23 protein-coding genes are annotated in these 24,740 nt (G+C 58.3%); 7 read left to right on the forward strand and 16 right to left on the reverse strand.

Going from position 1 to position 24,740, the window contains the following annotated elements; genetic code table 11:
* Nucleotides 1-49 precede the first annotated feature (49 nt).
* Nucleotides 50-811 (forward strand): alpha/beta hydrolase, encoded by a 762-nt coding sequence (locus MK208_RS15585; protein ID WP_294118239.1) that lies wholly within the window; start codon nt 50-52, stop codon nt 809-811.
* Here MK208_RS15585 and MK208_RS15590 read toward each other — a convergent pair.
* Nucleotides 793-1,032 carry a DUF465 domain-containing protein gene (locus tag MK208_RS15590; protein WP_294118240.1) on the reverse strand — a complete coding sequence of 80 codons (240 nt, stop codon included), beginning with the start codon at nt 1,030-1,032 and terminating at the stop codon, nt 793-795. The two genes, MK208_RS15585 and MK208_RS15590, sit on opposite strands and share 19 nt — an antisense overlap.
* Nucleotides 1,033-1,213: 181 nt before the next feature.
* Between MK208_RS15590 and MK208_RS15595 the strand changes: the two genes are divergently transcribed.
* Nucleotides 1,214-1,996, forward strand: a complete 783-nt coding sequence (locus MK208_RS15595; RefSeq protein WP_294118241.1) for a hypothetical protein — start codon at nt 1,214-1,216, stop codon at nt 1,994-1,996.
* Nucleotides 1,997-2,002: 6 nt separating this feature from the next.
* Here the strand turns inward: MK208_RS15595 and betA are convergent, their stop codons facing one another.
* Both betA and betB read right to left on the reverse strand, forming a co-directional pair.
* Nucleotides 2,003-3,658: a choline dehydrogenase gene (betA, locus tag MK208_RS15600; RefSeq protein ID WP_294118242.1), complete on the reverse strand. Its 1,656-nt coding sequence runs from the start codon at nt 3,656-3,658 to the stop codon at nt 2,003-2,005.
* Nucleotides 3,659-3,692: 34 nt separating this feature from the next.
* Nucleotides 3,693-5,144 (reverse strand): betaine-aldehyde dehydrogenase, encoded by a 1,452-nt coding sequence (gene betB / locus MK208_RS15605; RefSeq protein WP_294118243.1) that lies wholly within the window; start codon nt 5,142-5,144, stop codon nt 3,693-3,695.
* Nucleotides 5,145-5,301: 157 nt separating this feature from the next.
* Between betB and betI the strand changes: the two genes are divergently transcribed.
* The gene (gene betI, locus MK208_RS15610) at nt 5,302-5,886 is read left to right on the forward strand and encodes a transcriptional regulator BetI (protein WP_294118244.1); all 585 of its coding nucleotides are present in this window, start codon (nt 5,302-5,304) and stop codon (nt 5,884-5,886) included.
* Nucleotides 5,887-5,898: 12 nt separating this feature from the next.
* Here betI and MK208_RS15615 read toward each other — a convergent pair whose 3' ends face one another.
* From MK208_RS15615 to MK208_RS15640, 6 genes are all read right to left on the reverse strand, one after another.
* Entirely contained in the window at nt 5,899-6,555 is a 657-nt protein-coding gene (locus tag MK208_RS15615) for a hypothetical protein (RefSeq protein ID WP_294118245.1), read from the reverse strand.
* A 72-nt stretch (nt 6,556-6,627) separates the two neighbouring features.
* Nucleotides 6,628-8,136, reverse strand: coding sequence for a choline-sulfatase (gene betC / locus MK208_RS15620; protein ID WP_294118246.1), 1,509 nt, complete (start codon nt 8,134-8,136; stop codon nt 6,628-6,630).
* A 73-nt stretch (nt 8,137-8,209) separates the two neighbouring features.
* Nucleotides 8,210-9,295, reverse strand: a complete 1,086-nt coding sequence (locus MK208_RS15625; protein WP_294118248.1) for a DUF1036 domain-containing protein — start codon at nt 9,293-9,295, stop codon at nt 8,210-8,212.
* 57 nt (nt 9,296-9,352) lie between these two features.
* Nucleotides 9,353-10,258, reverse strand: coding sequence for a DMT family transporter (locus tag MK208_RS15630; protein WP_294118250.1), 906 nt, complete (start codon nt 10,256-10,258; stop codon nt 9,353-9,355).
* Nucleotides 10,259-10,329: 71 nt separating this feature from the next.
* Complete coding sequence (locus MK208_RS15635; protein ID WP_294118252.1) at nt 10,330-11,274, reverse strand: pirin family protein; 945 nt, start codon at nt 11,272-11,274, stop codon at nt 10,330-10,332.
* A gap of 165 nt (nt 11,275-11,439) precedes the next feature.
* Nucleotides 11,440-12,084, reverse strand: a complete 645-nt coding sequence (locus MK208_RS15640) for a LysE/ArgO family amino acid transporter (protein ID WP_294118253.1) — start codon at nt 12,082-12,084, stop codon at nt 11,440-11,442.
* A gap of 82 nt (nt 12,085-12,166) precedes the next feature.
* On the opposite strand from MK208_RS15640, the gene MK208_RS15645 reads away from it, so the two are divergent.
* The 3 genes from MK208_RS15645 (at nt 12,167) to MK208_RS15655 (ending at nt 14,667) form a co-directional block, all read left to right on the forward strand.
* Complete coding sequence (locus MK208_RS15645; RefSeq protein WP_294118255.1) at nt 12,167-12,541, forward strand: hypothetical protein; 375 nt, start codon at nt 12,167-12,169, stop codon at nt 12,539-12,541.
* Nucleotides 12,538-13,443: a LysR family transcriptional regulator ArgP gene (locus MK208_RS15650; RefSeq protein WP_294118256.1), complete on the forward strand. Its 906-nt coding sequence runs from the start codon at nt 12,538-12,540 to the stop codon at nt 13,441-13,443. The genes MK208_RS15645 and MK208_RS15650 overlap by 4 nt, the downstream gene beginning before the upstream one ends.
* 120 nt (nt 13,444-13,563) lie before the next feature.
* Nucleotides 13,564-14,667: an acyltransferase gene (locus tag MK208_RS15655; RefSeq protein WP_294118257.1), complete on the forward strand. Its 1,104-nt coding sequence runs from the start codon at nt 13,564-13,566 to the stop codon at nt 14,665-14,667.
* Nucleotides 14,668-14,679: 12 nt separating this feature from the next.
* Here the strand turns inward: MK208_RS15655 and MK208_RS15660 are convergent, their stop codons facing one another.
* Nucleotides 14,680-15,420 (reverse strand): YebC/PmpR family DNA-binding transcriptional regulator, encoded by a 741-nt coding sequence (locus MK208_RS15660; protein WP_294118258.1) that lies wholly within the window; start codon nt 15,418-15,420, stop codon nt 14,680-14,682.
* A gap of 142 nt (nt 15,421-15,562) precedes the next feature.
* Between MK208_RS15660 and MK208_RS15665 the strand changes: the two genes are divergently transcribed.
* Nucleotides 15,563-17,335, forward strand: coding sequence for an SLC13 family permease (locus MK208_RS15665; RefSeq protein ID WP_294118259.1), 1,773 nt, complete (start codon nt 15,563-15,565; stop codon nt 17,333-17,335).
* Between the two features lie 300 nt (nt 17,336-17,635).
* Here the strand turns inward: MK208_RS15665 and MK208_RS15670 are convergent, their stop codons facing one another.
* From MK208_RS15670 to MK208_RS15695, 6 genes are all read right to left on the reverse strand, one after another.
* Nucleotides 17,636-19,912 (reverse strand): NADP-dependent malic enzyme, encoded by a 2,277-nt coding sequence (locus MK208_RS15670; protein ID WP_294118261.1) that lies wholly within the window; start codon nt 19,910-19,912, stop codon nt 17,636-17,638.
* Between the two features lie 32 nt (nt 19,913-19,944).
* Nucleotides 19,945-20,943 (reverse strand): type I glyceraldehyde-3-phosphate dehydrogenase, encoded by a 999-nt coding sequence (locus MK208_RS15675; RefSeq protein ID WP_294118262.1) that lies wholly within the window; start codon nt 20,941-20,943, stop codon nt 19,945-19,947.
* Nucleotides 20,944-21,109: 166 nt separating this feature from the next.
* Nucleotides 21,110-21,928 carry a bifunctional allantoicase/(S)-ureidoglycine aminohydrolase gene (locus MK208_RS15680; RefSeq protein WP_294118263.1) on the reverse strand — a complete coding sequence of 273 codons (819 nt, stop codon included), beginning with the start codon at nt 21,926-21,928 and terminating at the stop codon, nt 21,110-21,112.
* 136 nt (nt 21,929-22,064) lie between these two features.
* Nucleotides 22,065-22,721 (reverse strand): SOS response-associated peptidase, encoded by a 657-nt coding sequence (locus MK208_RS15685; RefSeq protein WP_294118265.1) that lies wholly within the window; start codon nt 22,719-22,721, stop codon nt 22,065-22,067.
* Entirely contained in the window at nt 22,721-23,026 is a 306-nt protein-coding gene (locus MK208_RS15690; protein WP_294118267.1) for a DUF1992 domain-containing protein, read from the reverse strand. Before MK208_RS15690 ends, MK208_RS15685 begins: the two co-directional genes overlap by 1 nt.
* Nucleotides 23,027-23,093: 67 nt before the next feature.
* Nucleotides 23,094-24,656: a 5'-nucleotidase C-terminal domain-containing protein gene (locus MK208_RS15695; protein WP_294118268.1), complete on the reverse strand. Its 1,563-nt coding sequence runs from the start codon at nt 24,654-24,656 to the stop codon at nt 23,094-23,096.
* Between the last annotated feature and the right edge of the window lie 84 nt (nt 24,657-24,740).

Raw genomic sequence — 24,740 nt, forward strand, 5'->3', positions numbered from 1 at the left:
GGCACAATTCCTGTTCCGGCTCTGCGCCTTTTGCGTGGTCTTTGCCTGTATGCTGGTCGCCGCCGCGCCCCTGCTGGAACGAATGATGATCTACCCACTGGACGACACCCGCGTCTCTCCAGCCGACGCGAACCTTCCGTCCGTGACCGAAGAGATCTTCCACCACGATGGTGAGGCGCTGATCGTCTGGACCGCCCCGCCGGCCGCCGGCAAACCGGTGATCTTCTATCTCCAAGGAAACGCAGGCAATTTGGCCAACCGCGCGTCGCGGTTCGACCTCCTGCTTCAGCAGGGCTATGGCCTCGTTGCCCCCGCCTATCGTGGCTATTCCGGCAGCACAGGCACCCCGCAAGAGGCCGCCATCATCGGCGACACAGCCGCCATCTACGACAGTATCGTGCGCCCCTTGATGTCCCCCGTGGTGGTCTATGGCGAGAGCATCGGCGCCGCTGTAACACTCGGCGCATTGGAAGCAGGCATCGCGCCGGACGCCATACTACTGGAAGCGCCTTACACCTCCATCAAAGCCATGGCCGCGCACCACTATCCCGGCAATGGCGGCTTCACAAAACACCAGTCAAATCAATGGGACAGCCTATCTCGCGCCAAGACCGTCACCTGGCCGCTGCTGATCCTGCACGGCACAGAAGACGCGCTTATCCCAATAGAGATGGGGCGACAGATTTTCGCTGCCGCCCCATCCAATAGTAAAGAATTTGTCGAAGCCCCGGGTGCCGGTCACACCGGCCTGTGGCGCACCGACACCTGGCCAAAATTGACCAGATTCATCAATCAGTTTGCTTTGAGATAAGCGTAGATCTCATCCTTCAGCGCGCCGCGCCGCTTACGCAGATCCACCTCTGCCAGCTCTTCGCGCGGTGCCACGTTGGTCTCCGCCGCATGCACCTTGCGGTTCAATTCATGATACTCATCCGCCAGCTTCGCGAAATGCGCATCGTTGACTTTCAAGTCATGCATTTTCTCAACAAATTCAGGGAATTCTGCGGCCAGTTCGTGTGGGGTGTTCGCCATGTTTGCGCTCCTGTTTTTAAGGTCGCACACACCATAGACCAATCGAATCTCACCCCTCTTTGACGCGGATCAAATCGCATTCAAAAAGCAATGGATGACAGCGCGGACAGTTCTGCTCTAACCTGTGCCGATAACAAGACTTTTAAAACCAAAACGCTTTTGATGACCAACAGGGGACCTCATGACCAAACTCAAGCCCGCAATCACGCTCGCCGCCTGTGTCTGTTTGACGGCCTGCCTCAAAAACGGTGATGTTGTTGCCGTGAACCTTGACTATGCCAAGACAAACTACGGCTACATCAACTCAGGTGACTTCAAGGCTGGCAGCTTCTTTCTGTGGGATCAGGGTGAGGCGCGCATGGTTCACCTCTCAGATATTCCAGGCTTCACGCCGCCCCCAAACCCGCGCGATAAGACCGTGCAAGTGGCGCAATACTCCAGCGGAGCGCAGATTGGCGGGGAGGCCCAAAAGGCAGCCATCAAGGTCCGTGCCGACGCAATGATCGCCAAGCACTCCGCTTTTGAAATCGCCTACCCAAACAGCGTAACCTACGACAACACCGTCACCCGCATCACGAGGTATCTCGGCGACGACATCCGAGCCGGTGGCAGCCTTATGCAAGAATGGGGATTTGCCGATGCCGTCAACGCGCCGGATCAATACTATGTGCTTGTTCGCAAAGTCACTTACGGCGATGGCATCAAGCTTTTAGTGGATGGAGAAGCCGAAGTGGGCGGCGGTTTCAACGTGATCATCAAGGGGGCAGACGTCAATGTCCGCCTGCAAGGCAAAGGACTCAATGCCATTTCAGGAACGGACACCGAAATCGCCATCGATGTCTACGTGTTCCGGCCTGAATGGAAGACCGTCGATGGAGGGCAAAACCCCAACTTCAATGTTCAGCATTTTGTAAAAGCCGACGATTTGCCCGCCCTGTTCCGCAGCACTTCTCGGCGCGACTGACAGCTGCTATCGCTGCGCAGTTTCCCAATTGGACGCAAACAAAGGTTCCGCATTAGACGACGGCAGCCGCCGCCCCAAAATGTGGTCGGATGCCTTCTCGCCAGTCATGATCGACGGCCCGTTAAGGTTGCCGTTGGTGATGCGCGGGAAAATCGAGCTGTCCGCCACCCGCAACCCATCGACGCCAATCACACGGCATTCGCTGTCCACCACCGCTTTCGGGTCATCCACGCTGCCCATCTTGCAGGTGCCACAGGGGTGATAAGCGCTCTCCGCGTGCTCTCGAATAAAGCTGTCGATCTCATCATCCGTTTGCAGATCTGCGCCCGGTTGGATCTCGCTTTTCACAAACGGCTGCATCGCCTCTTGTGCAAAAATCTCTCGCGTCAGGCGGATACAGGCGCGGAAGTCTTCCCAATCCTGCTCTGTCGACATATAGTTGAAGAAGATATTCGGCGCTGCTTTTGGATCGGCAGACTGCAAGGTCACCTCGCCCCGCGACGGCGACCGCATCGGTCCGACATGCGCTTGAAAGCCATGCCCTTCGGCTGCCGCCTGCCCGTCATAGCGCACCGCGATGGGCAGGAAATGGTACTGAATGTCGGGGTAGGAAATCCCCGCACGCGAGCGAATAAACCCAGCAGTTTCAAACTGGTTAGACGCTCCCAGGCCCGTTTTGGTGAACAACCACTGCGCCCCAATCAGGCCTTTGCCAATCAGGTTCCAGTATTTGTAAAGCGTGATCGGCTGCTTGCACGCCATCTGCATGTAAACCTCAAGGTGGTCTTGCAGGTTCTGCCCCACCCCGGCGCGATCTGCGACCACCTCGATGCCATGCTCCGCCAGATGAGCAGCGGGCCCAATGCCCGACAACATCAACAGCTTTGGCGAGTTCAACGAGGACGCTGCGAGGATCACCTCCGCATTGGCCCTGATCACTTGCACCTGCCCGCCGCGCTCAATTTCCACGCCCACAGCACGGCCATTTTCCATCACAACTTTGCGCGCCAGCCCGCGCACAAGATCACAGTTTTCGCGCTTCAACGCAGGCTTTAGATAGGCATTTGCGGCAGACCAGCGCTGACCTTTGTAGACGGTCATATCCATTGGGCCAAAGCCCTCTTGCTGCTGTCCATTATAGTCATCGGTCACGGGATAACCCGCCTGCCGCCCGGCCTCCACGAAGGCCCCGTGCAACGGATTGGACCGTGGCCCGCGGCTGATGTGCAACGGCCCATCAGAGCCGCGCCAATCTGGATCTCCACCCTGCCCGCTCTCGTGCCAGTTCTCCATGCGTTTGAAATACGGAAGCACATCCGCATAGGACCAGCCATCTGCACCGCTCTCGGCCCAATGGTCGTAGTCGCCTGCGTGCCCGCGCACATAGACCATGCCGTTGATCGAACTCGACCCGCCAATCACCTTGCCACGCGGACACACCAACGTCCGTCCGCCCAGATGTGGTTCCGGCAAAGTTTTGTAGCCCCAGTCATACAGGCTCATATTCATCGGATAGCTCAGCGCCGCGGGCATCTGAATAAACGGCCCTGCGTCGGTGCCACCATGCTCAATCACCAGCACGGATTTGCCTGCCTCGCTTAGCCGGTACGCCATCGCGCAACCAGCAGAGCCCGCGCCAACAATCACATAATCTGCCTGCATCTTGTTCTTCCTGACAGAGTCGCCAAAAGGAGGGTTAGTAAGGCGCTTCCACGTCGCCCATGCGCACATAGACCGACTTCACCTGGCTGTAGTGGTTGATCGCTTCTTTGGAGTTTTCACGTCCCACACCAGAGTTTTTCACCCCGCCAAACGGCGCCTCTACTGGCGCGTCATTGTAGGAGTTGATAAAACAGCTACCTGCTTCGAGCTGCCCAATAACGCGGTGGCCGCGGGACAGGTCAGACGTGAACACACCCGCAGACAGGCCATACTCGCTGTCATTGGCCCGCGCGATCACCTCTTCCTCGGAGTCGAAATCCAGCACCGACATGACCGGGCCAAAAATCTCTTCGCGCGCGATGGTCATGTCATCGGTCACATCGGCAAAGACTGTTGGCTCCAGGAAGAACCCCTCGCGGTCCATACGCTTGCCACCGCACACCAACCGCGCGCCCTCTTCGGCACCTTTGGCCATATAGCCCAAAACGATGTCCATCTGGCGCTCTGACACCATCGGACCAAAGCTTGTGGCCTCATCCAGCGGATCGCCAATCACCGCTGTGCCCAGACGTTCCGCCAGACGGGCCAGGAACCTCTCCTTGATACCCTTCTGAACAAACACCCGCGTGCCATTGGAGCAGACTTGCCCAGAGCTGTAGAAGTTGCCCAGAATGGCTCCGCCCACGGCATTCTCCACATCCGCGTCATCAAAGATAATCAGGGGCGACTTGCCGCCCAGCTCCATGGTCACATGCTTCATATGGCTCGCCGCCGCCGCATAGACCTTCTTGCCAGTAGGAACCGAACCCGTCAGGCTCACCTTGTCCACACGCGGGTCATTCACCAATGCTGCGCCGACCTCGCCCAAACCTTGGATCACGTTATAGACACCTGCAGGCACACCGGCTTCATGCAGGATTTCCGCCACTTTCAGCGCGCACATCGGTGTGGTTTCCGATGGTTTGAACACCATTGCATTGCCGCATGCCAGCGCCGGTGCACCTTTCCAACAAGCGATCTGAGTGGGGTAGTTCCACGCCCCAATGCCCACACAGACACCCAATGGCTCGCGCACCGTGTAGACCCAGTCCTCGCCCAGTGGGATATGCTCGCCCGTCAGGCTACCTGCCAAGCCACCAAAATACTCCAACGCGTCCGCGCCCGAGGTCGCGTCCACGGCAATGGTCTCCTGATACGGCTTGCCGGTGTCATAGGTCTCCAACACGGAAAGTTCGTGGTTGCGCTCCATGATCATCGCCGCCGTCCGGCTCAAAATGCGGCCGCGTTCGCGCCCCGTCATCGCCGCCCAGATCTTCTGCCCTGCTTTTGCGCTCTCCAGTGCCTGATCGATGATCGCAGGTGTCGCCGCATGCACAGTGCCAATCACCTCGCCCGTTGCCGGGTAAACGATCTCAATCGGCGCGCCAGATGTGTCTTCCACATAGGCTCCGTTGATGAAATGGCTGGCCGTCGGTTGCAGTTGCATCGCGCGTTCCTTTCCTGTGCCGGCCACGATCAAGGGGCCGCGGATTCTCAATTTGGCGATCAAATTAGCACCACAGGCAAATTTTTTAAATGACCATTTAAAAATTTTATTGATACAACAACATTGCTCCTGAGAACGATCACGCTAAAGTGGCGCCATGGGCCGTACACGTATCCGCGATATCCGACATGAAGAGTTGATCAACGCCACCATCACGGCGGTTCACAAACGGGGCTATGCCGTTGTCACTATGGCAGAAATCGCCGCCGAAGCTGGCGCTTCTGCCGCCTCGATCAACTATTATTTTGGCTCCAAGGAAAAGCTGATGGAGGCGACTATGCGCCGCCTGCTGACCTTGCTGAAACAAGCGATGTTGGAACGCTACGCCACTGCCAAAACCCCGCATGAGCGGCTGATGGCGGTGATCGACGCCAACTTTTCAGACCGGCTCTTCACCAACGAGCAATGCTCGATCTGGATGCAATTCTGGGCCAACGCCCCCTATGCGGAAAGCCTGCAACGTCTGCACCGCATCAACCGCGCCCGCGTTACGGCCCACTTCCGCGCCGAACTGCGCGCACTTGTTTCAGACGACCGCCGCGAAACGCTGCGCGAAGCTCTGCAATGCTACATGGATGGCGTGTGGCTCGAGGCTGCGCAATCGGACGCACCGCTTAACCCAGCCCAGGCACGCAAAGAGGCCCGCGAAGTGGCGGACCTCATGCTAAAATCGGAAAGCTGAAAGCTGATCCTGTTAGGGCCGCACGTATTTGAAAAGCGTGCCGTCGCCCCCGGCCAGCTGCATGATCATCTTATCCGCGGTGACCGCTTCAATGATCATGCAAGGCGGCTCGCTCCAAGGATCGATATGCGCGATCATCACCGGCCCCTGCCCATTGGATTTTTCGCAACTATCAGCCAATTGCAGCGTGTACTCTGACGAATAGTCCCCATTGATCTCTTCAGTCACCTGATCGCCCCAGACAGTGGACGTGTAGACCGGATCTGCGGCAAACACCCACTGCCCCTGCAAGTTGGCGCAGATGTCCGCATAAGGGTCCAGCGCGGGATCGTGGCGCATCGCGTGCACGGCAAGTTCGGCGGACATATCGCCCATCGAGACAATATCCGCCCGCAGCCACAGCGGCGCATTCACATAAAGTGTGCCCATGGCCTCGACAATGTAACTTGGCGTCGGCTCGTTCCAGCTCACCCAATAAGTGAACCCATTGCTGGTCAGTTCGCAACTCGGCACTTCCTGCTCAAAGACACAGCCCTGCAACATCGCCACATCTTCCAGAGGCTCGCCATGGACGCCACTCTCAACACCGCTATCAATGAACATCTGCGCCTGCGCCGCGCCTGCCAGCATCCACACGGCGCCAGCGTGTTTCAGTGTTTTCAAAATCATAAATCTATCCCCTTCGCGTTGGACGCAGCCTAGGGGCACAAGCCTTAACAATCTACTCTCACGTGTGGCGAACTACTCCCCACGCGGAAAGCGCTGATTTTTCTCCACCACATTCAGGTCCATATGGTTGCGCATGTAGCGCTCCGAGGCCTTCTGCAACGGCTGATAATCCCACGGGAAGTACCCGCCCTCCCGCAGCGCTTCATAGACCACCCAACGCCGCGCCTGACTTTCCCGCACCGCCGCATCAAACGCCGCCAAATCCCAGCGCGCCTCCGACTTGGCCCGTAGTGTCTGCACCGTGCCCTGATGCGCCGGTTCCTCTGCCAGATTGGTCAGTTCATGCGGATCGGCCTCCAGATCAAACAGCTGATCCGGGTCCAGGGAACAGCGGTTGTACTTCCACTTTCCATAGCGCAGCGACACCATCGGCGCATATGAAGCCTCCGCCGCATATTCCATCCTCACCGGCGTGTCGCGCGTTCCGCCCTGCCCCAGGTGCACCAGGCTCTCGCCTGTGGTCCAGGGCATGACCTCCTCCATGCTCACCCCCGCCAATTCGCACAGCGTTGGACAGACATCGATGTTGCTCACCGGCGTGGTCACCAATCCGGGCTCCATATTCGGAGCCGCCACCATCATCGGCACACGGCTGGAGCCCTCATAGAAGCTCATTTTGAACCACAAGCCGCGCTCGCCCAGCATGTCGCCATGGTCACTGACAAACAGGATCACCGCCTCTTGCCGCGTCGCCTCCAGCGCCTCCATCACTTCGCCAATCTTGTCATCCAGATAGCTGATGTTGGCGAAATACGCCCGACGCGACCGGCGAATATCCTCTTCGGTGATGTCAAAACTGCGCCAGTCATTGGCGTCAAAAATGCGTTTGGAATGCGCATCTTGGTCCTCATACGGAATGGCCCCGACCTCCGGCAGCAGGTGGTCGCAGTCTTCATACAGGTCCCAGTACTTCTTGCGTGCCACATAGGGGTCATGCGGGTGGGTGAAACTCACGGTCAGACACCAGGGCCGGTCATCATGCCCCCGCGCCAGATCATAGACCTTGCGCGTGGCGTGATAGGCGACCTCGTCGTCATACTCCATTTGGTTGGAGATCTCCGCCACACCTGCTCCAGTCACACTGCCCATATTGTGGTACCACCACTCGATGCGCTCGCCCGGTTTGCGGTAATCCGGCGTCCAGCCAAAATCCGGCGGATAGATGTCCGTGGTCAGCCGCTCCTCAAAGCCGTGCAACTGATCTGGCCCAACAAAATGCATCTTGCCGGACAGGCATGTCTGATACCCGGCCCGGCGCAAATGGTGCGCGTAGGTGGGAATGGACGAAGCGAACTCGGCCGCGTTGTCATAGACCCCTGTGCCGCTCGGCAACTGTCCTGACATAAACGCCGCCCGCCCCGGCGCGCATAGTGGGCTGGCCGTATAGGCGTTTTGAAACCGCGTCGACCGCGCCGCCAGCTTCTTCAAGTTCGGCGCATGCAACCACTCCGCTGGCCCATCGGGAAAAAACGTGCCGTTGAGCTGATCCACCATAAAAATCAGGATGTTGGGACGAGACATGCTTTAGCTCCTTGGACGGTTTCTCACACCCTAGGAACACCACCCAGAAAAGCTCAAGACGTTTCGCGACAAATCATCGCCGATAAACGAAGGGCTCCGGGTTGCCGTAATAATAGAGCACCATCTCGTTGTCCGTGACACTGTCGATCATATAGCAATAGGGCTCTCGATCCTCCGGGTTGGTCTGCAACAACACTGGCCCGCCCGGCCCCGCATCACACCCCGGCGCGATTTGTAGAAAATAATCGGCAACCGGCTCACCATTATAGAACTCGGTCAGCTCCGCCCCTTCGATCATGATCTGCGCGGTGATGTCGGTCATATCGCGCCACATACCCTGCATCGCTTCACGGATGTCCTGATAAGGATCAAGCTCGGGGAAATAACTCACTTCACGGATCACCGTGTCCACCGTGATATCGCCATAGCTGATCATGTCGCCACCAAAGGCCACCGGCGTGCCCACGGGCAAATACTCCAGCGCATCCAGCAACGCATCTTCAGTGCCGTTGCCGTAGTTCACATAATACTTCCAGCCTTCCGCATGAAAACTGCAAAACGCGTCCTCATATTCATAGGCACAGCCCTGAAAGATGCCGACTTGAGAAAACGGTTCCCCAAAGAAACCGGAGTTCTCCATAGGCATATAAAGGGGCAAAATCCGCCGTGCTTCAGCCTCTGTCGTGTACACAATCTCCGCAGGCGGCGTTGCGGTCGCACCGCCTGCGCCCCCCGTTTCCAACGCCGTGAAAATCCCCGCTTTGATATTCAACCGATAGTCTTTGGCCGTTTTACCTGTATCGATTTTTGCAAACATGGATTTGTCATAGCCACGCGCCTCGCAATCCTCATCGCCCACAATCGAAAACCCGGAGAGCTCAGTACAAAAACTATACCGCTCCGCCGGATCAAACTCATAGCCGCGCGCGGTGGCAAAAACATAGTAGTATCGCCGCTTCAGATCGCCGGTCACCGGCGTGTCACACTCGCCCGGATCAAGGTTCCACCACCCGCGAGATCGATAGACATCCCCATCCTTGTAGGCCACCGCCACACTTTGTGAGAACCCAGCCTCGTTGCAGATCTCCAACCCCGCCCGCGCGGCCACCGGTAGCGTCACCGCGGCCGCACACCCGACCATCCAGAAAGTTGATCTCATGGTGTCCCCCTCCCGATTTTCCTCAGGATAGGCGCACTTACGGCGCTGTGGCAAATCTCAGAGCTTGGTCTGCCCCACAAGCGGCGTGATCTGACGCCGCTTCAGCATGGCTTCACGCCAGGTGATAAAGCTGATCGCGCCAATAATTGTAAGCGCCCCGACCAGCACCCAGACATCCGGCTGCTCGCCAAAACCAATCCAGCCCAGCAACACCGCCCAGACCATCTGCAAGAAACTCACCGGCTGCGTCACAGTCACCGGCGCCGCCTTAAATGCCAAAGTCATGGTGTAGTGCCCTGCCGTGGCAAAACAGGCCACGCCAAACAGGATCACCAACTCTTCCAACGTCGGCGTCACCCAGACCGACAGCGCCAAAGGCGCCAGCCCAATGGTCACCGTCACCGACAACATCCCCACAACCACCGTGGGGCTGACCTCTTCACTCAACCGCTTGGCAATCAGGTAGCCACCGGCAAAGCCCAGCGCCGTGAACAGCATGGCAAAATGTCCCGGACTCAACTCGCGAAAGCCCGGCCGCAAAATGATTGTCACCCCAATCAGCGCCACAATCACCGCCGCGATCCGCCGAAACGCAAGCTTTTCCCCCAAAAACAGCGCCGCACCAATGGTGACATAGACCGGCGACAGATAGTTCATCGCCGTGACCTCGGCGATCGGAATACGCGCCATGGCAAAGAACCACGCCACCACCGCACCAGTGTGCAAGATGCCACGCAGACTGAACAAGCCAATCTGCCGCTTGGTGAGCTTCGCTTCCAGAATGGGTTTGATCATCGGGATCAGGAACACTATGCCCAGCGCGTAGCGCAGAAACGCTGTCTCCGACGCAGGCAACCGCGTGCTCACCATTTTCACAAGCGCGGTCACCGCCACAAAGCACAGCCCCGTGACCAGCATCCAAAACACACCCTTCAGGGGCGAATACGCGCTTTCATCCGTCATGCCGCCACATAGACATGACGTGGCGGCAGTGTCGAGGTAGGAAACCTGTTAAGCAAAATTTTGCCGCGGCGTCACAGCATCCTGTCCGGCAAGGGAATAAACTCCTGATCATCCCCCGGCGGCAATTGAAACCGCCCATCGGCCCAATCTCCGGCTGCCCAATCGGCTTTCGCAGCCTCAATTTTCTCCTTGCTGGAGCTAACAAAATTCCACGAGATATACCGCGGCCCATTCATGGTTTCCCCGCCCAGCGCCATCAACCGCGCACCCTGCGGTCCCGCCGTCACGGTGATCGCATCGCCGGGCCGGAACACCACCATACGTCCCGGCTCAAACACGTCCCCGGCAATCTCTACCGCGCCGTCCACCACATACAAACCCCGATCCTCGTGATTGTCCGGCATCGGCAGCTTCGCCCCAGCCTGCAAGGCCACATCGGCATAAAATGTCTCTGACATCATGCTCACCGGCGCGCGCTCCCCCCAGGCATCCCCAAGGATCAACCGCACCTCTTTGCCTTCGCCTTCCAGAAACGGCAGCGCCTCTTTGCCGTGGTGTTCAAACGCCGCCGGATCATCTTCGTGCTCCTCCGGCAAAGCGATCCAAGTCTGAATCCCAAACAGCGAACTTGGCGCCTTACGTGTCGCTTCTGACGTGCGCTCCGAATGGGTCACGCCATTCCCTGCCACCATCCAGTTCACCTCACCGGGATAAATCATCTGATGCGTGCCCAAACTGTCGCGATGCTCAAACTCACCGCGATACAGATAGGTCACCGTCCCCAGCCCGATATGCGGATGCGGCCGCACATCAATGCCCTGCCCTGTCAAAAACTCTGCCGGCCCCGCCTCATCAAAAAAGATAAATGGCCCCACCATCTGCCGCTTCGGCGCAGGCAACGCCCGCCGCACAGAAAACCCGCCAAGGTCTCGAGAGCGTGGCACAATGACTGTCTCAATCGCCTCCAAGGCGGTGGCATCGGGCAATTTTGGCTCTAAGGCTGGGTTCCAACTCATGGCGTCCTCCTGACTTGCTACCCGCAGGATATGGCCATTCCCCTGCCGCACAAAACAGGCAAGTCCCCACAACTTATGTGCGCAACCTCACACAATGCCCCACTCTTCTCCTTCCTTAAATATCCCGGGGGAGTCGGCGCTTGCGCCGACGGGGGCAGCGCCCCTTCACATGCCCCAGATCAGTTTCGCGGCAATCGCCCACATGGTCAGCCCGACCAGCACATCCAAAATCTGCCAGGAGCGCGGATTGACAAAGAAGGGACGCAACAGTTTGGCGCCAAACCCCAACGAGAAGAAAAACACAAAGCTTGCGGTCACCGCACCCGCGCCAAAGGCCCATCCCGGCGCATATTGCGCGGAAATTCCACCCAACAGCACAACCGTATCCAAGTATACATGCGGATTGGCCCAGGTCAGCAGCACACAGGTCATAACCGCCGCGCCAAAGCTGCTCGCTGTGCGCCCCTTGTCCTGTAGAGCATCTCCGCCAGCTGCAGCGGCCTTAAAATTCATCGCCCCATAGACAAACAGGAACACTGCACCGCCATAGCGCACCCATTCAATCATGGTGGGATTGGCCGCAATCAACGCGCCAAACCCCGCCACGCCCAAAGTGATCAGGATGGCGTCACTGACCGCACAGGTCAGCACCAGTGGCAGCACATATTCTCCACGTAAGCCTTGGCGCAGCACAAAGGCGTTTTGCGCGCCAATCGCCATAATCAGCGACAGCCCCAACGCAAACCCGGCCAATGCTGGCCCCAAAATGCCTGTCTCGCCCATATCGTCTTGCCCCCAGTGGTTATCCATTGCACCTTTGTGTTGGGGTTTGACTACGGCCCGCCCATGAATTACTCAAATTAAAAAACCTGGGACCACATTAGGACAGCTTATGTCGCTTCCAAGCTACAAAACCCTGCCGCCCGTCAATGGGGAAAGCAACGTAGACTACTGCCGCCGCCTTGAGGCGGCAGGTCATGACGCGCTGTTTTTACGCAATGCGCTGGCCTTCCACTTCCAGCTGCCGCAGGACGACATCAAGCACTGCCTGGACCAATTCCCCGAGGCGCGCCTGCGTCACGTCGAATTGCTGACAAAGCTGCACCCCACCCGCTCCGCCTATGCGCTGGCGGACAAGCTGGCGGTGAACCTCGGCATGTCTCTTAATGAGGCCAAAGACTGGGCCTTGGCGCATGACGGCTCAACGCTCAATGCCAACCAAAATCGGATCAGGCCCACACACGGCACCGCAGCCAAGCTGCAATGAAACTCGACTACGCCCATCTCGCCGCCCTTGCGGCGATCCTGCGCACCGGCAGTTTTGATGGCGCGGCACAGGAACTGGGCATCACCCAATCCGCCATCTCGCAACGCCTGAAAGCGCTGGAAGAGCGCGTCGGCATGCCTTTGGTGCTGCGCGGCACACCCTGTGAAGGCACCGAAACCGGCCGCCGCCTCGCCGCCCACCTCGACCAGGTGGGCATGCTCGAAGGCGCGCTCTCCCGCGATCTGGCAAAGCTCTCCCCGCGCACCGCCCGCCTGAGAACCGCCGTCACCGCAGACAGCCTCGCCACATGGTTCCTCAAAGCCGCCGCGCAGGTGCCCGACCTGCTGTTTGATCTGGTGGTGGACGATCAGGATTTCTCCGCCGACTGGCTCCGGCGTGGCGAAGTGGTCGCCGCTGTCACTGCACATGAAGCCCCCATTGCTGGTTGCGACAGCACGCCCTTAGGGCCAATGCGCTATGTGCCCTCCGCCAGCCCAGCCTACATGGCCAAAAACTTCCCCAACGGTGTCACCGCAGAGGCCATATCGACGGCCCCGATCCTGATCTTTGATGCCAAAGACCGCCTGCAAGAGACCTGGATGACGCAAAACCTTGGCGTCACGCCTTCGCCGCCAAGCCATCGCCTGCCATCCTCCACCGGTTTTGTCGAGGCATGTCTGCTGGGGCTTGGCTGGGGCATGAATCCGGAACCGCTGGTGCGCCCCCATCTGGAAAGCGGCGCCTTGGTGCCGTTGATCCCCGACACCACCTACGAAACACCTCTGTTCTGGCAATCCAGCCGCCTGCTGGCCCCCGCCCTTGCCCCGCTTACCAAAGCGGTGCGCCGAGTCGCACGCCAAAGCCTGGCCCCTCACTCTCCGGCCAATTTGCCAACAAATTGACCAACTCTGGCCGCGCTCTGTCCCGGAACGCCAACTACACCAAGCAAGGCAAGACACCACAGGACGATCCCGCTAAACTAGACACAACCGCCCACAAAAGGCGCAGATGAGGCATAGAACATGCCAGCAACAACGTCACAGACGCCCCAAGCAGCAACCATGCGCGCAGAAATCGACACGCTGCGCGCCATCGTCTGTCTCATCCTTGTCCTGCACCACATGGTTGGCATTTCCCCCGCTTACGGCCTGGAACTGCCGCTAGACCATCCCATCAGCATCCTCAGCCACACCACTGAGGACATGCGCATGCCGATTTTCAGTTTTATTTCCGGCATGGTCTTTGCGCGCGCCACCGGCCTCTGGCCGGACGCTCGCACAACCATCCGTAAAAAAGCTCGCCGCCTGCTGCTGCCCATGCCGTCGGTTGGCACCCTGTTCTGGCTCGCCCGCCGTATGGCCGGCACCGCACAGCCGCCCCTACCTCTGACCTATGTCACCAGCTTTGCGCACTTCTGGTTCCTGCAAGCCAGCTTCCTGATCATGACCACCGCCGTCCTGCTGGTTTGCCTCGTTGGCGGCAGCTGGCACCGTCACATCGCCGCTGGGCTTGGCCTGCTGGGCATTGCCTGGTGGGGCCTCGGTCTAATACCATTGCCCGCCACCAACTGGTTCTCAATCACCGACGCCACTTTCCTGCTGCCGTTTTTCATGTCCGGCTACCTGACCACACAAACACCCAACGTCCGCCAAGCCTTGCGCAGCGCGCCCTGGGCCCGCCCGCTTGGCGCTTTACTACTCGCTGTCGGGCTGTTCATCGGTTTTCGCCTCGCCACGCAGGACTTGATCCTCACCGGCACGCCGCGCCGCCTTCTGGCCATTGCGCTGGGATTTTCCGCCTGTTTCGGTTTGCTTATGTTGCGCCCCCATCAAGCCCGCCTCGCAGACATCGGCACCAAAGCCTACGTGATCTACCTGTTCCACGTCTTCTTCACTGCCGCCGTCACGCTGGCCTGGTGGCAACTGGGCACTCCCGGCAACCTCTGGGCCGTCACCGCGCTCGGCGTGCTGCTGGGCATGGCAGGTCCCATCCTGCTGCAACGCCTGATCCTGCGCAGCCCCGTCGCCGCGCAGACCTTCCTTGGCCTGCCCGCCAGCAAAGTCCGCGACGTGCTGCGCAAAGAAAAAGAGCGCGCCCCAGCCGGAGCGCGCCCTTCCAATCTCTAACAGAACCGCTGCTTACAACTGGTCCATCACCTCGTCAGAGGCTTCGAAGTTTGTGGTCACGCGCTGCACGTCATCGTCATCTTCCAGCGCATCGATCAACCGCATCAGCTTCTGCATGCCTTCCAGGTCCAGCTCGGTGGTCGTGGTTGGCTTCCACACCAGCTTGGTGCTGACAGACTCGCCAAGGGCTGCTTCCAGCGCATTGGACACCTCGTTCAGGTCGGTGTCTTCGCACCAGATGATGTGACCGTCCTCAGAGCTCTCGACGTCTTCCGCACCGGCTTCAATTGCCGCTTCAAACACAGAATCCGCATCGCCTGCATCTGCGCCGTAGGTCACTTCGCCTTTACGGTCGAACATGAAGCCAACAGAGCCGGTCTCGCCGAGGTTGCCGCCACTCTTGGTGAAGGTGGAACGCACGGTAGAGGCTGTCCGGTTGCGGTTGTCGGTCATGGTTTCGACAATCACCGCCACGCCATTGGGGCCATAGCCCTCATAGCGGATTTCTTCATAATCGTCGCCTTCGCCCGCAACCGACTTCTTGATCGCGCGTTCGATCACGTCTTTTGGCACGGACTGGCTCTTGGCTTCTTTCACCGCCAGACGCAGACGCGGGTTTTTGTCCGGATCAGGGTCGCCCATCTTTGCGGCAACGGTGATCTCTTTGGAAAGTTTGGAAAACAGCTTGGAGCGCGCGGCGTCCTGACGCCCTTTGCGGTGCTGAATGTTTGCCCATTTACTATGGCCGGCCATGTTCGCCTCCGGTTGTCTTTTCGCAGTATCGTAGTGTTGGGGCTCTCTATACGTCACAGCAGGCAAAATCCGCAACCCGCTTGCGTTTCCGTGGCCTGTAAGATTGACTTCCCCGCAAACAAATTTGCTTACAGGCCTTTTCATGACCACAGATCAGATCATTTTGTTCAGCCTTTTCGGCGGCGTGTTTGTGATGCTGCTCTGGGGCCGGTTCCGCTATGACATCGTAGCCTTTGCCGCCCTGATGATCGCCGTGGTGCTGGGCGTGGTCCCGACAAAAGACGCCTTTTCAGGCTTTGGCCACCCTGCCACGCTGATTGTGGCGCTTGTGCTAATTGTCTCCGCAGGCCTTGTCCGTTCCGGCGCCGTCGGCCTGATCACCCGCACCTTGGTGGACAGCGCGCGTTCCCTGGGCAATCACATCGCCATCATCGGCGCCGTGGGGGCTGTGCTCTCCGCCTTTATGAACAACGTCGCCGCGCTGGCCTTGTTGATGCCGGTGGACATTCAAACAGCCCGCAAAGCAGGCCGCAGCCCGTCCAAATCTCTGATACCGCTGTCTTTCGCCACCATCCTTGGCGGCATGGCCACGCTCATCGGCACGCCGCCCAACATCATTATCGCCTCCATCCGTGAGGAAAGCTTGGGTGAGCCGTTCAAGATGTTTGACTTCGCTCCTGTTGGGGGCCTCACAGCCATCGCTGGCCTGCTTTTTGTCGCCCTCATTGGCTGGCGCCTGATCCCGGATCGCGAAGACGCCGGTAAAAAAGTTGCCGACCTTGGCCAATACATCGCCGAACTCACCGTCCCGGCAGAGAGCAAGCTGATCGGCAAGCGCCTTGGCGAGTTGGAACCCGACGCCGAAGAGGCCGACGTGCAAATCCTTGGCCTGATGCGTGGCGGCAAACGGCTCTATGGCTCGGCCCGCACCAACATCCTGCGCGAAGGCGACGCCTTGGTGCTCGAAGCCACACCCGACGCGCTCGACGAATTCCGCACCGCCCTGTCACTCAACTTCTCCGACGAGAAACGCGAGGAACAGCTCAAAGCCGCCGGGGACGGTCTCGACATCATCGAGGTCGTGGTCCCCGAAACCGCCCGCATCGCGGGCAAAGCCGCGCAAACGCTGGGTCTCGCCTGGCGCCAGGGCGCAGTGCTCATGGGCATCTCCCGCGAAGGCCGCCGCATCCGCAGCCAGATCCGCAAGACCGTGGTCCAGCCCGGCGACATCCTCCTGATCCTCGTGCACAAAGACCGCGGCCCGGACGTGACCAAATGGCTTGGCTGCCTGCCGCTTGCAGATCGCGGATTGACCGTGACCGCCGATAGCAAAATGTGGCTCGCCATTGGCTTGTTTGTCGGCGCTGTCGCCGCCGCCTCCTTTGATCTGATCTACCTGCCCATCGCTTTAGGGCTGGTGGTAATTGCCTATGTGCTCGCAAAAATTGTCCCGCTCTCCGAACTTTATGACCACGTCGAGTGGCCGGTCGTGGTGCTGCTCGGCTCGATGATCCCACTTGGCGCGGCGCTGGACAGCTCCGGCGGCACCGCACTCATTGCCAACGGGTTGGTGGGCCTCACTTCCGGTCTGCCCGCATGGGCGGTGCTCACCGTGCTGATGCTCGTGACCATGACGCTCAGCGACGTGCTCAACAACACCGCCACCACCATTGTCGCCGCCCCGGTTGGCATTCAGATGGCCAACGCGCTTGAGGTTTCCCCCGACCCGTTCCTGATGGCCGTGGCCGTCGCCGCCTCCTCGGCCTTCCTCACGCCCATCGGTCACAAGAACAACACGCTGATCCTCGGCCCCGGCGGCTATCAGTTTGGCGACTACTGGCGCATCGGCCTGCCACTCGAAGTGCTTGTCGTCGCTGTCTCGATCCCGGCGATTTTGGTATTCTGGCCGCTATAACGACTTGCCCGGCAACGCCGGGCTGCGCCTGACCCTCCCCACGGGAGGGCGCACTTCAAAGTCCCGCCAATCGCAATGAATGCGCAGGTGGACCCGTTTCGCAATGCTATTTCGATTCGTCAGCGCCCCCCAGGGTCAGGCGCACCCTCCTGTTGCGCAACACCTCGCGCAACGCGCTTTGTGTTTACCCGCATCCCGCACCACAAGCCCCCCACCGACGCAATACCGACGTGAAACAGACAAAAAACAGACCCCGAAAACCATGGTTAACGGGGCCTGTTGCATCACTTCAAATCTGGGTTAGCCGTAGGTCGACACCTCGGTGCCCGCCAGCGCGGCAATGTTGAGCAAACCGCGCACCGTGATCGACGGCGTCACGATGTGCGCACGGTTGCCCATGCCCATCAGGATCGGCCCCACTTCAAGACCATCTGCCACAGATTTCAAGATGTTACGGGTCGCGCCCGCGGCATCTGTGTTGGAGTACACCAGCACATTGGCCTTGCCGGTCAGACGCCCACCCGGGAACAACCGCTCGCGCAACTCTGGATCAAGGGCCGCATCGGTGTGCATTTCCCCTTCATATTCAAAGTCATAGTCGTTCTGATCCAGAATATCCAAGGCCCCGCGCATCACCCGACCGGAGTGCGAATCCAGATTGCCAAACTGGCTTCCGGAACAGAGTGCGATCTTCGGATCCACCCCAAAGCGCCGTACGTGACGCGCCGCCGCAATCACCGTTTCCGCCACCTGCTCAGAGGTTGGCTCGATGTGAATATGCGTGTCCGCCAGGAACAGCGGCCCTTTGTCCAGAATGATCAAAGACAGCGACCCTACCGGATGCAACTCTTTGTTTTCCAAAACTTCCGTCACATAGCGCAGGTGCCAGCGGTACTCACCAAAGGTGCCGCAAATCATGCTGTCCGCATCGCCACGGTCCACCGCAATCGCCGCAATCGCGGTGTTGTTGGTGCGCAGAATCGCCCGCGCACTGTCCGGGCTCACACCCTGACGCCGCAGCTTATTGTGATAGTGGGTCCAGTAATCGCGATAGCGGTCATCCTGCTCTGGATTTACCAGCTCAAAATCCACGCCCGGTTTGATTTTTAGTCCCGCTTTTTCAAGACGATGCGCCACAACCTCAGGACGGCCAATCAACATGGGAGTGTCCACCGTGTCTTCCAACATTGCCTGCGCCGTCCGCAATACGCGCTCGTCTTCGCCCTCAGCAAAAACGATCCGACGCCGGCTCATGCTGCAGGCCTCATAGACTGGACGCATGATCATGGACGAGCGGAACACCTGCGCCTGCAGCTTGTTCTCATAAGCATGCAGGTCAAGGTCTTTGGTCGCCACACCAGATTCAATGGCCGCCTTGGCCACAGCCACTGCAATTGTCGGCAGAAGGCGTGGATCAAAAGGCTTTGGAATCAGGTAGTTAGGACCAAAAGTCAGCGTTTCCCCCTGATATGCAACCCCTACCTCAGCAGACGTCGTTTCACGCGCCAGAGAGGCAATCGCCTCCACACAGGCAAGCTTCATGGCGTCGTTGATTTCAGTTGCGCCAGCATCCAACGCGCCGCGGAAGATGAACGGGAAACACAGCACGTTGTTCACCTGGTTCGGATAGTCCGAGCGCCCTGTCGCGATCAACGCACCTGGCGCGGCTTCACGCGCCTCTTCCGGCATAATCTCAGGGGTTGGGTTGGCGAGCGCAAAGATGATCGGATCATCCGCCATCTGCTCGACCATTTCTTTGGTCAACAGGCCCGGACCCGACACGCCAAGAAACAGGTCGGCGCCCTCCATGGCCTCCATTGTGGTCCGCTTATCAGTATCTTGCGCGAACTCCGCCTTCTCCGCCGTCAAGTCGTTGCGCTGCTTGTGCACCACGCCTTTGCTGTCCAGCATCAAGATGTTTTCGTGCTGTACGCCCATGGTCATCAGCATCTTGAGGCAAGCAATCCCCGCCGCCCCCGCGCCCAGCGCCACAACCTTGATGTCTTCAACGTTCTTTTTCGCCACGATCAGCGCGTTGTAAGCCGCAGCAGCCGCCACAATTGCGGTGCCGTGCTGGTCGTCATGGAACACCGGAATGTTCATGCGCTCTTTGCAGAGCCGCTCCACAAGGAAGCAGTCCGGCGCTTTAATATCTTCTAAATTGATTGCTCCGAAAGTGGGTTCTAGACGACAGACCAAATCGGCGAGTTTTTCCGGATCAGGCTCGTTCACTTCGATGTCAAAACAATCGATCCCGGCAAATTTTTTGAAAAGAACCGCCTTGCCTTCCATCACCGGCTTAGACGCTTGTGCGCCAATGTCGCCAAGACCAAGCACGGCAGTACCGTTGGAAATCACTGCAACCAGGTTGCCTTTCGCGGTGTAACGCGTTGCATCCGCTGGGTTCTTTTCAATCTCGACACAGGCCTCGGCCACACCGGGGCTATAGGCCCGGCTCAGGTCACGGCCAGTAGCCATCGGTTTGGTCGCGCGGATTTCCAGCTTACCGGGCTTGGGAAACTCGTGGTAGTTAAGTGCGGCCTGACGGGCGCGATCCTGATCCTTGGTGTTTGTCATCTCTTCTTTTCTCCCAATTCCCCTCGCGCAGCTCAGCGCCGCCCCATTGCTCTGGCCATATCCAACATTCGGTTGGAAAAGCCCCATTCATTGTCATACCAGCCAAAGACGCGCAGCAGCCCGCCCACAGAAACGCTGGTTTCTCTCTCACTCACAATCAGCGATTCCGGCCGCGCCCGCAGGTCGGTTGAGACAAGCGGCTTGGTGCTCCACCCCAAGATGCCATCTCTCTCAGCCGCTGCTTTCAAACGGGCGTTAACCGTCTCAACTGTCACATCTTTTTCGGTCTGTATTGTCAGATCAATGGCAGACACACTTGCCGTCGGCACCCGGATGGCACGCGCTTCCACACGGCCTTTCAGATGCGGCAAAACCTTGTCAATCATGCGCTGTGCCGAGGTGGTGGTGGGCACCATAGACAGCGCCGCCGCACGGCTCCGCGCCAGATCAGCGCGCGGTTTGTCCACCGTGGGCTGACTGCCAGTATAGCAATGCACCGTCGTCATATGCCCGCTGATCAGGCCAAATTCCTCGTCCAACACCCGCATCAACGGCGCCAGCGCATTAGTCGTACAGGAGGCATTCGACAGGATCTTCTGATCCTTCAAAAGCTCCTGATTGGCGCCTAGCACAATGGTGTCATCGGCCTCATCAGACGGCCCGGAGATCAACACCTTAGCCGCGCCCGCTGCAAGCCCTCGTTCTGCCACCGCGCGTGCGCCTGCCATGCCGGTACATTCCAGCACCACATCAACAGCGCTGAGATCAAGCCCACTCAGGTCACTGACCGCATGAAATGGAATGGACAGCCCATCAACGGTAAGCGCCTTGTCACCCGCTTCAACGGACCCCGGATAAGCGCCAAAAACACTATCAAACTCAAACAGATAGGCACAGGTCTCCAGTGGCTCGATGTCGTTGATCCCGACAATCTCAAACTCTGGGTGCTGCCCCTTTGCCAGGATACGCAAAACCGTCCGGCCAATACGACCAAACCCGTTGATAAAAATCCTGATCTTACGCTCGCTCATGACACGCGTTCCATTTTGTCCTGTAAGGCCAATTGATAGGGTTTGCTCTGCAATTTCCACCCCAAAAGGGGCGGAAAATCCGCCCACATGCTTTTGTTATCGCTATCAAGCACAGGCATTTTGCCACAACCCAATCAGTTGCTGGCAAAACAGCCAAAATGCCCCCTCAAAGCGCCATATGGCGGTTCACATCTTTATAGAGCAGATAGCGGAACTTGCCCGGCCCACCCGCGTAACAGGCCTGAGGGCAGAAGGCGCGCAGCCACATGTAATCACCCGCCTCAACCTCAACCCAATCCTGATTGAGCTTGTAGACCGCCTTGCCTTCCAACACGTAGAGTCCATGCTCCATCACGTGGGTTTCAAGGAACGGGATCACCCCGCCCGGCTCAAACGTCACGATATTGACGTGCATGTCATGGCGCAGATCGTCCGGCTCCACAAAGCGCGTGGTGCCCCATTTGCCATCTGTATCAGGCATGTAATTGATAGGTGTTTCCGCATCCGAAGTGACAAAGGCCTCTGGCGCCTTAATCCCTTCAACCGCTTCATATTTCTTACGAACCCAGTGGAACTTGGCTGGCGCATCGCTATCGTTTTTCAGCGTCCAAGTGCTGCCCGCTGGCAGGTAAGCATAACCGCCATCTCCAAGCTCGTGGCGCGCTCCTTCAATGGTCACTGCGATGCTTCCCTCGACCACAAACAACACACTTTGCGCTTCCGGGTTCAGCTCAGGTTGCTCGCTACCACCGCCTGGTGCGACCTCCGCGATGTAGTGCGAAAACGTCTCGGAGAACCCGCTCATCGGCCGGGCAATCACCCAAACCCGCGTATCATTCCAAAACGGCAAGTTGGATGTCACGATATCGGTGAGCGTGCCTTTCGGGATCACCGCAAAACTCTCGGTGAACATCGCTCTATCGGTGAGCAATTGGGTTTGTGGCGGCAAGCCACCTTGGGGTGCGTAATACGAAGACCGGGACATGGGACCCTCCAAAAAGTTCATACCATCATCTCAGGCCAACCGCGTGACGCCAAGGCACTACCGGCCCTTGTGAAGCTGAAGGATTGTCGCAGTTTTCTTGAAAATCCTCCTCGGACCTTCGCCAAAAATCGAATACTTAGATTGGGTCGATCAAAGCAGCCCCTGCCGCTCGATTAGAGTTCACCGCACGGTCAACCTGATAAAAAGACAGGAGATCCTCATCCGCCGCCTTCATCAGAGTGGCTGCCCCGTGCCCCTGCTCTCCAAGCCACAATCCCCAATCTTCCTCGTCAATCACCACGGGCATCCGGTGGTGGACTTGGGACATGGCTTCATTGGCTGAGGTGGTCACTATCGCGCAAGTGCTCATGGCCTCGTCACCCTGCGCCCACTCTTGCCACACCCCGGCCAAGGCCAAGGGCGCGCCTGCTGAGATGTACCAGGGCCAACGCAGGCCTTCGCTGTCCTTGGTCCATTCATAAAACCCTGTCACCGGGATCAAACACCGCCGCTCTCGACAGGCGCTCCGAAACGCAGGCTTTTCCGCCAAAGTCTCCGCCCTCGCGTTGATCAGCAAAGGGCCGTCCGTAGCCGTTTTGTACCAATGCGGGATAAAGCCCCAGCGCATCGAGACCAACCGCCGCGCCGCCTCCCCCTCCCCCAACACCACATGGATCTGATTGGTAGGACACACATTGAAGTTGGGCACCTCAGGCAGGTTGTTGGCAGGTGTGGCCGCAAACAGCTGCGCCATCGCATCGGTCGGCAAGGTGATCGCAAACCGTCCGCACATCAGCGATGGGCCTTCCCTGCCAACTCGATCTTGGCGTCCATCATCGACATCTCTTTCATGATCTCTTGCCGCCGGGTCCGGTCTCCAGTTTCTCGCAACTCTTCCCGCAGTTTTGCCAATTCGCGCGATAGCAACACAAACTCCGGCACGCCCCCGGCTTCTTTCACCAGCCGATTGAGAAGTGCATTTTCTGGATCGTCTTCTTTAGGCAACGGCTTACCCGCCCCCTCAAGGTTATCAAAATCGCCAGCCTCTTCCGCCTCGCGGATTTTCTGGTTGATCAAATCAATAAGCGGATGATCCATGGCTGCCTCAAAGAAAAACCCCCGCCAGTTTCCTGGCGAGGGTTCAAAACGTCAAGCAAGCAAGTACTTACTTCTTGCTGATACGACCGTCCAAAACTGCACCGGCTGCACCTTTCTCGGCGATGTACTCTGCAGTCACATCTGCCAAGTCAGGGCCATAGTCATAGGCGTTTTCTGCGTCACGGAACATTTTGTAGCCGTCACCGCCGTTGCGCACATAGTTGTTGGATACAACGCCGTAGGTTTTGGCAAGATCAATTGGCGCACCGCCGACCATCACCTCGCTGATACGGCTGCCCGCCTCTGCGGAAGCATCAAATGTGTAGGTCATGCCCGCAACCTGTGGGAACCGGCCTGCGCCATCTTCAAGCTTGCTCACGCCATTTTCCAATGCGGCCACGATGGTTTCGCCAGTCACTTGGAAGGTGGAGAGCGTGTTCTGGAACGGGAGTACTGTTAGCACCTCGCCCATGGTCACTTCGCCCGCATCAATGGAAGCGCGGATGCCGCCACCGTTTTGAATAGCGATTTCAATGCCTTGATCTTTCACACGATCCAGCATGGCGTCCGCAATCAGGTTGCCCATGGCGCATTCACCAGCCCGGCAAGAACCGCGGTCGCCATCAATCGCAGCGTCGGTAGACGCTACAACGCGAGATTTCATCTCTTCAATTGGACCGGCAAGCTCTTTCACGCGCGCGACAATGGCCTCGTCTTCCGGCACCGACGCATCCAGCAGGATGGTGTCACCGGTTGCCGCAGTCACGTTACCTGCGTCGTCAAAGGTCAGAACCAGATGTCCAACATATTTGGAGTAAGCGTAGGCTTGTACCACGGGCACATTACCCACCATGGTTGGGTACGCCATCGCACCTTCTTCGGTGTTGGAGAACTTGGTGTGAGAGTGGCCGCCAACTACCGCATCAACACCGGTCACCGCGCCAGCAATTTCCATGTCTTTGTTCACGCCTACGTGGTTCAGCGCGATAATTTTGGTCACGCCCTCTGCAGTCAGCGCGTCTACATCCGCTTGCAAAGACTGGATTTCATCTTGGAAAATCACTGTTTCACCTGGGCTGGACGTCTCTGCCGTGTCAGTCGCCAGCGCAGAGATAATCCCAATCTTTTCGCCACCCACTTCCAGAACAACGTGATTGCCAACTTTGCCCGCCAGAATGTTGGACTGCGATACATCGAGGTTGCCGGAGATCACAGGGAAGGACACGCCTTCTACCAGCTTCAACAGGCCTTCTGGGCCATCATCAAACTCGTGGTTGCCCACGGCCATGACGTCAAAACCGATCTTCTCCATCATCTCGATTTCCACATCACCCTTATAGGTGGTGTACATCAGAGAACCTTGATACTGATCGCCTGCGTCCAAAACGACAACGTTTTGACCGGCCAGCTCCTCACGTAGCTGCGCGATCTTGGTGGCAACGCGTGCGTATCCGCCAAAGCACTTACCTTCGGCATTGTCCTCAGCTTTGCAAGTCGAGTCGTATTTGTTGATCGGCTCGATACGGCTGTGCAAGTCGTTGATGTGAATAACGTTCAATGTGTAATCCGCAGCCGCAAATCCAGCTGTGAGCGCCAGTGCTGCCGCCCCTGTCATCAGTCGAGTAATCATGGAGAATCCCCTCTCTTTTTTATCGTTCAGTCAATATCGTGCCGTTTAATCGGCTCAAATGTCAAAGATTTAACAATCCGTGTC

The sequence above is a fragment of the Shimia sp. genome, assembly GCF_022448905.1.
GTDB lineage: Bacteria > Pseudomonadota > Alphaproteobacteria > Rhodobacterales > Rhodobacteraceae > Shimia.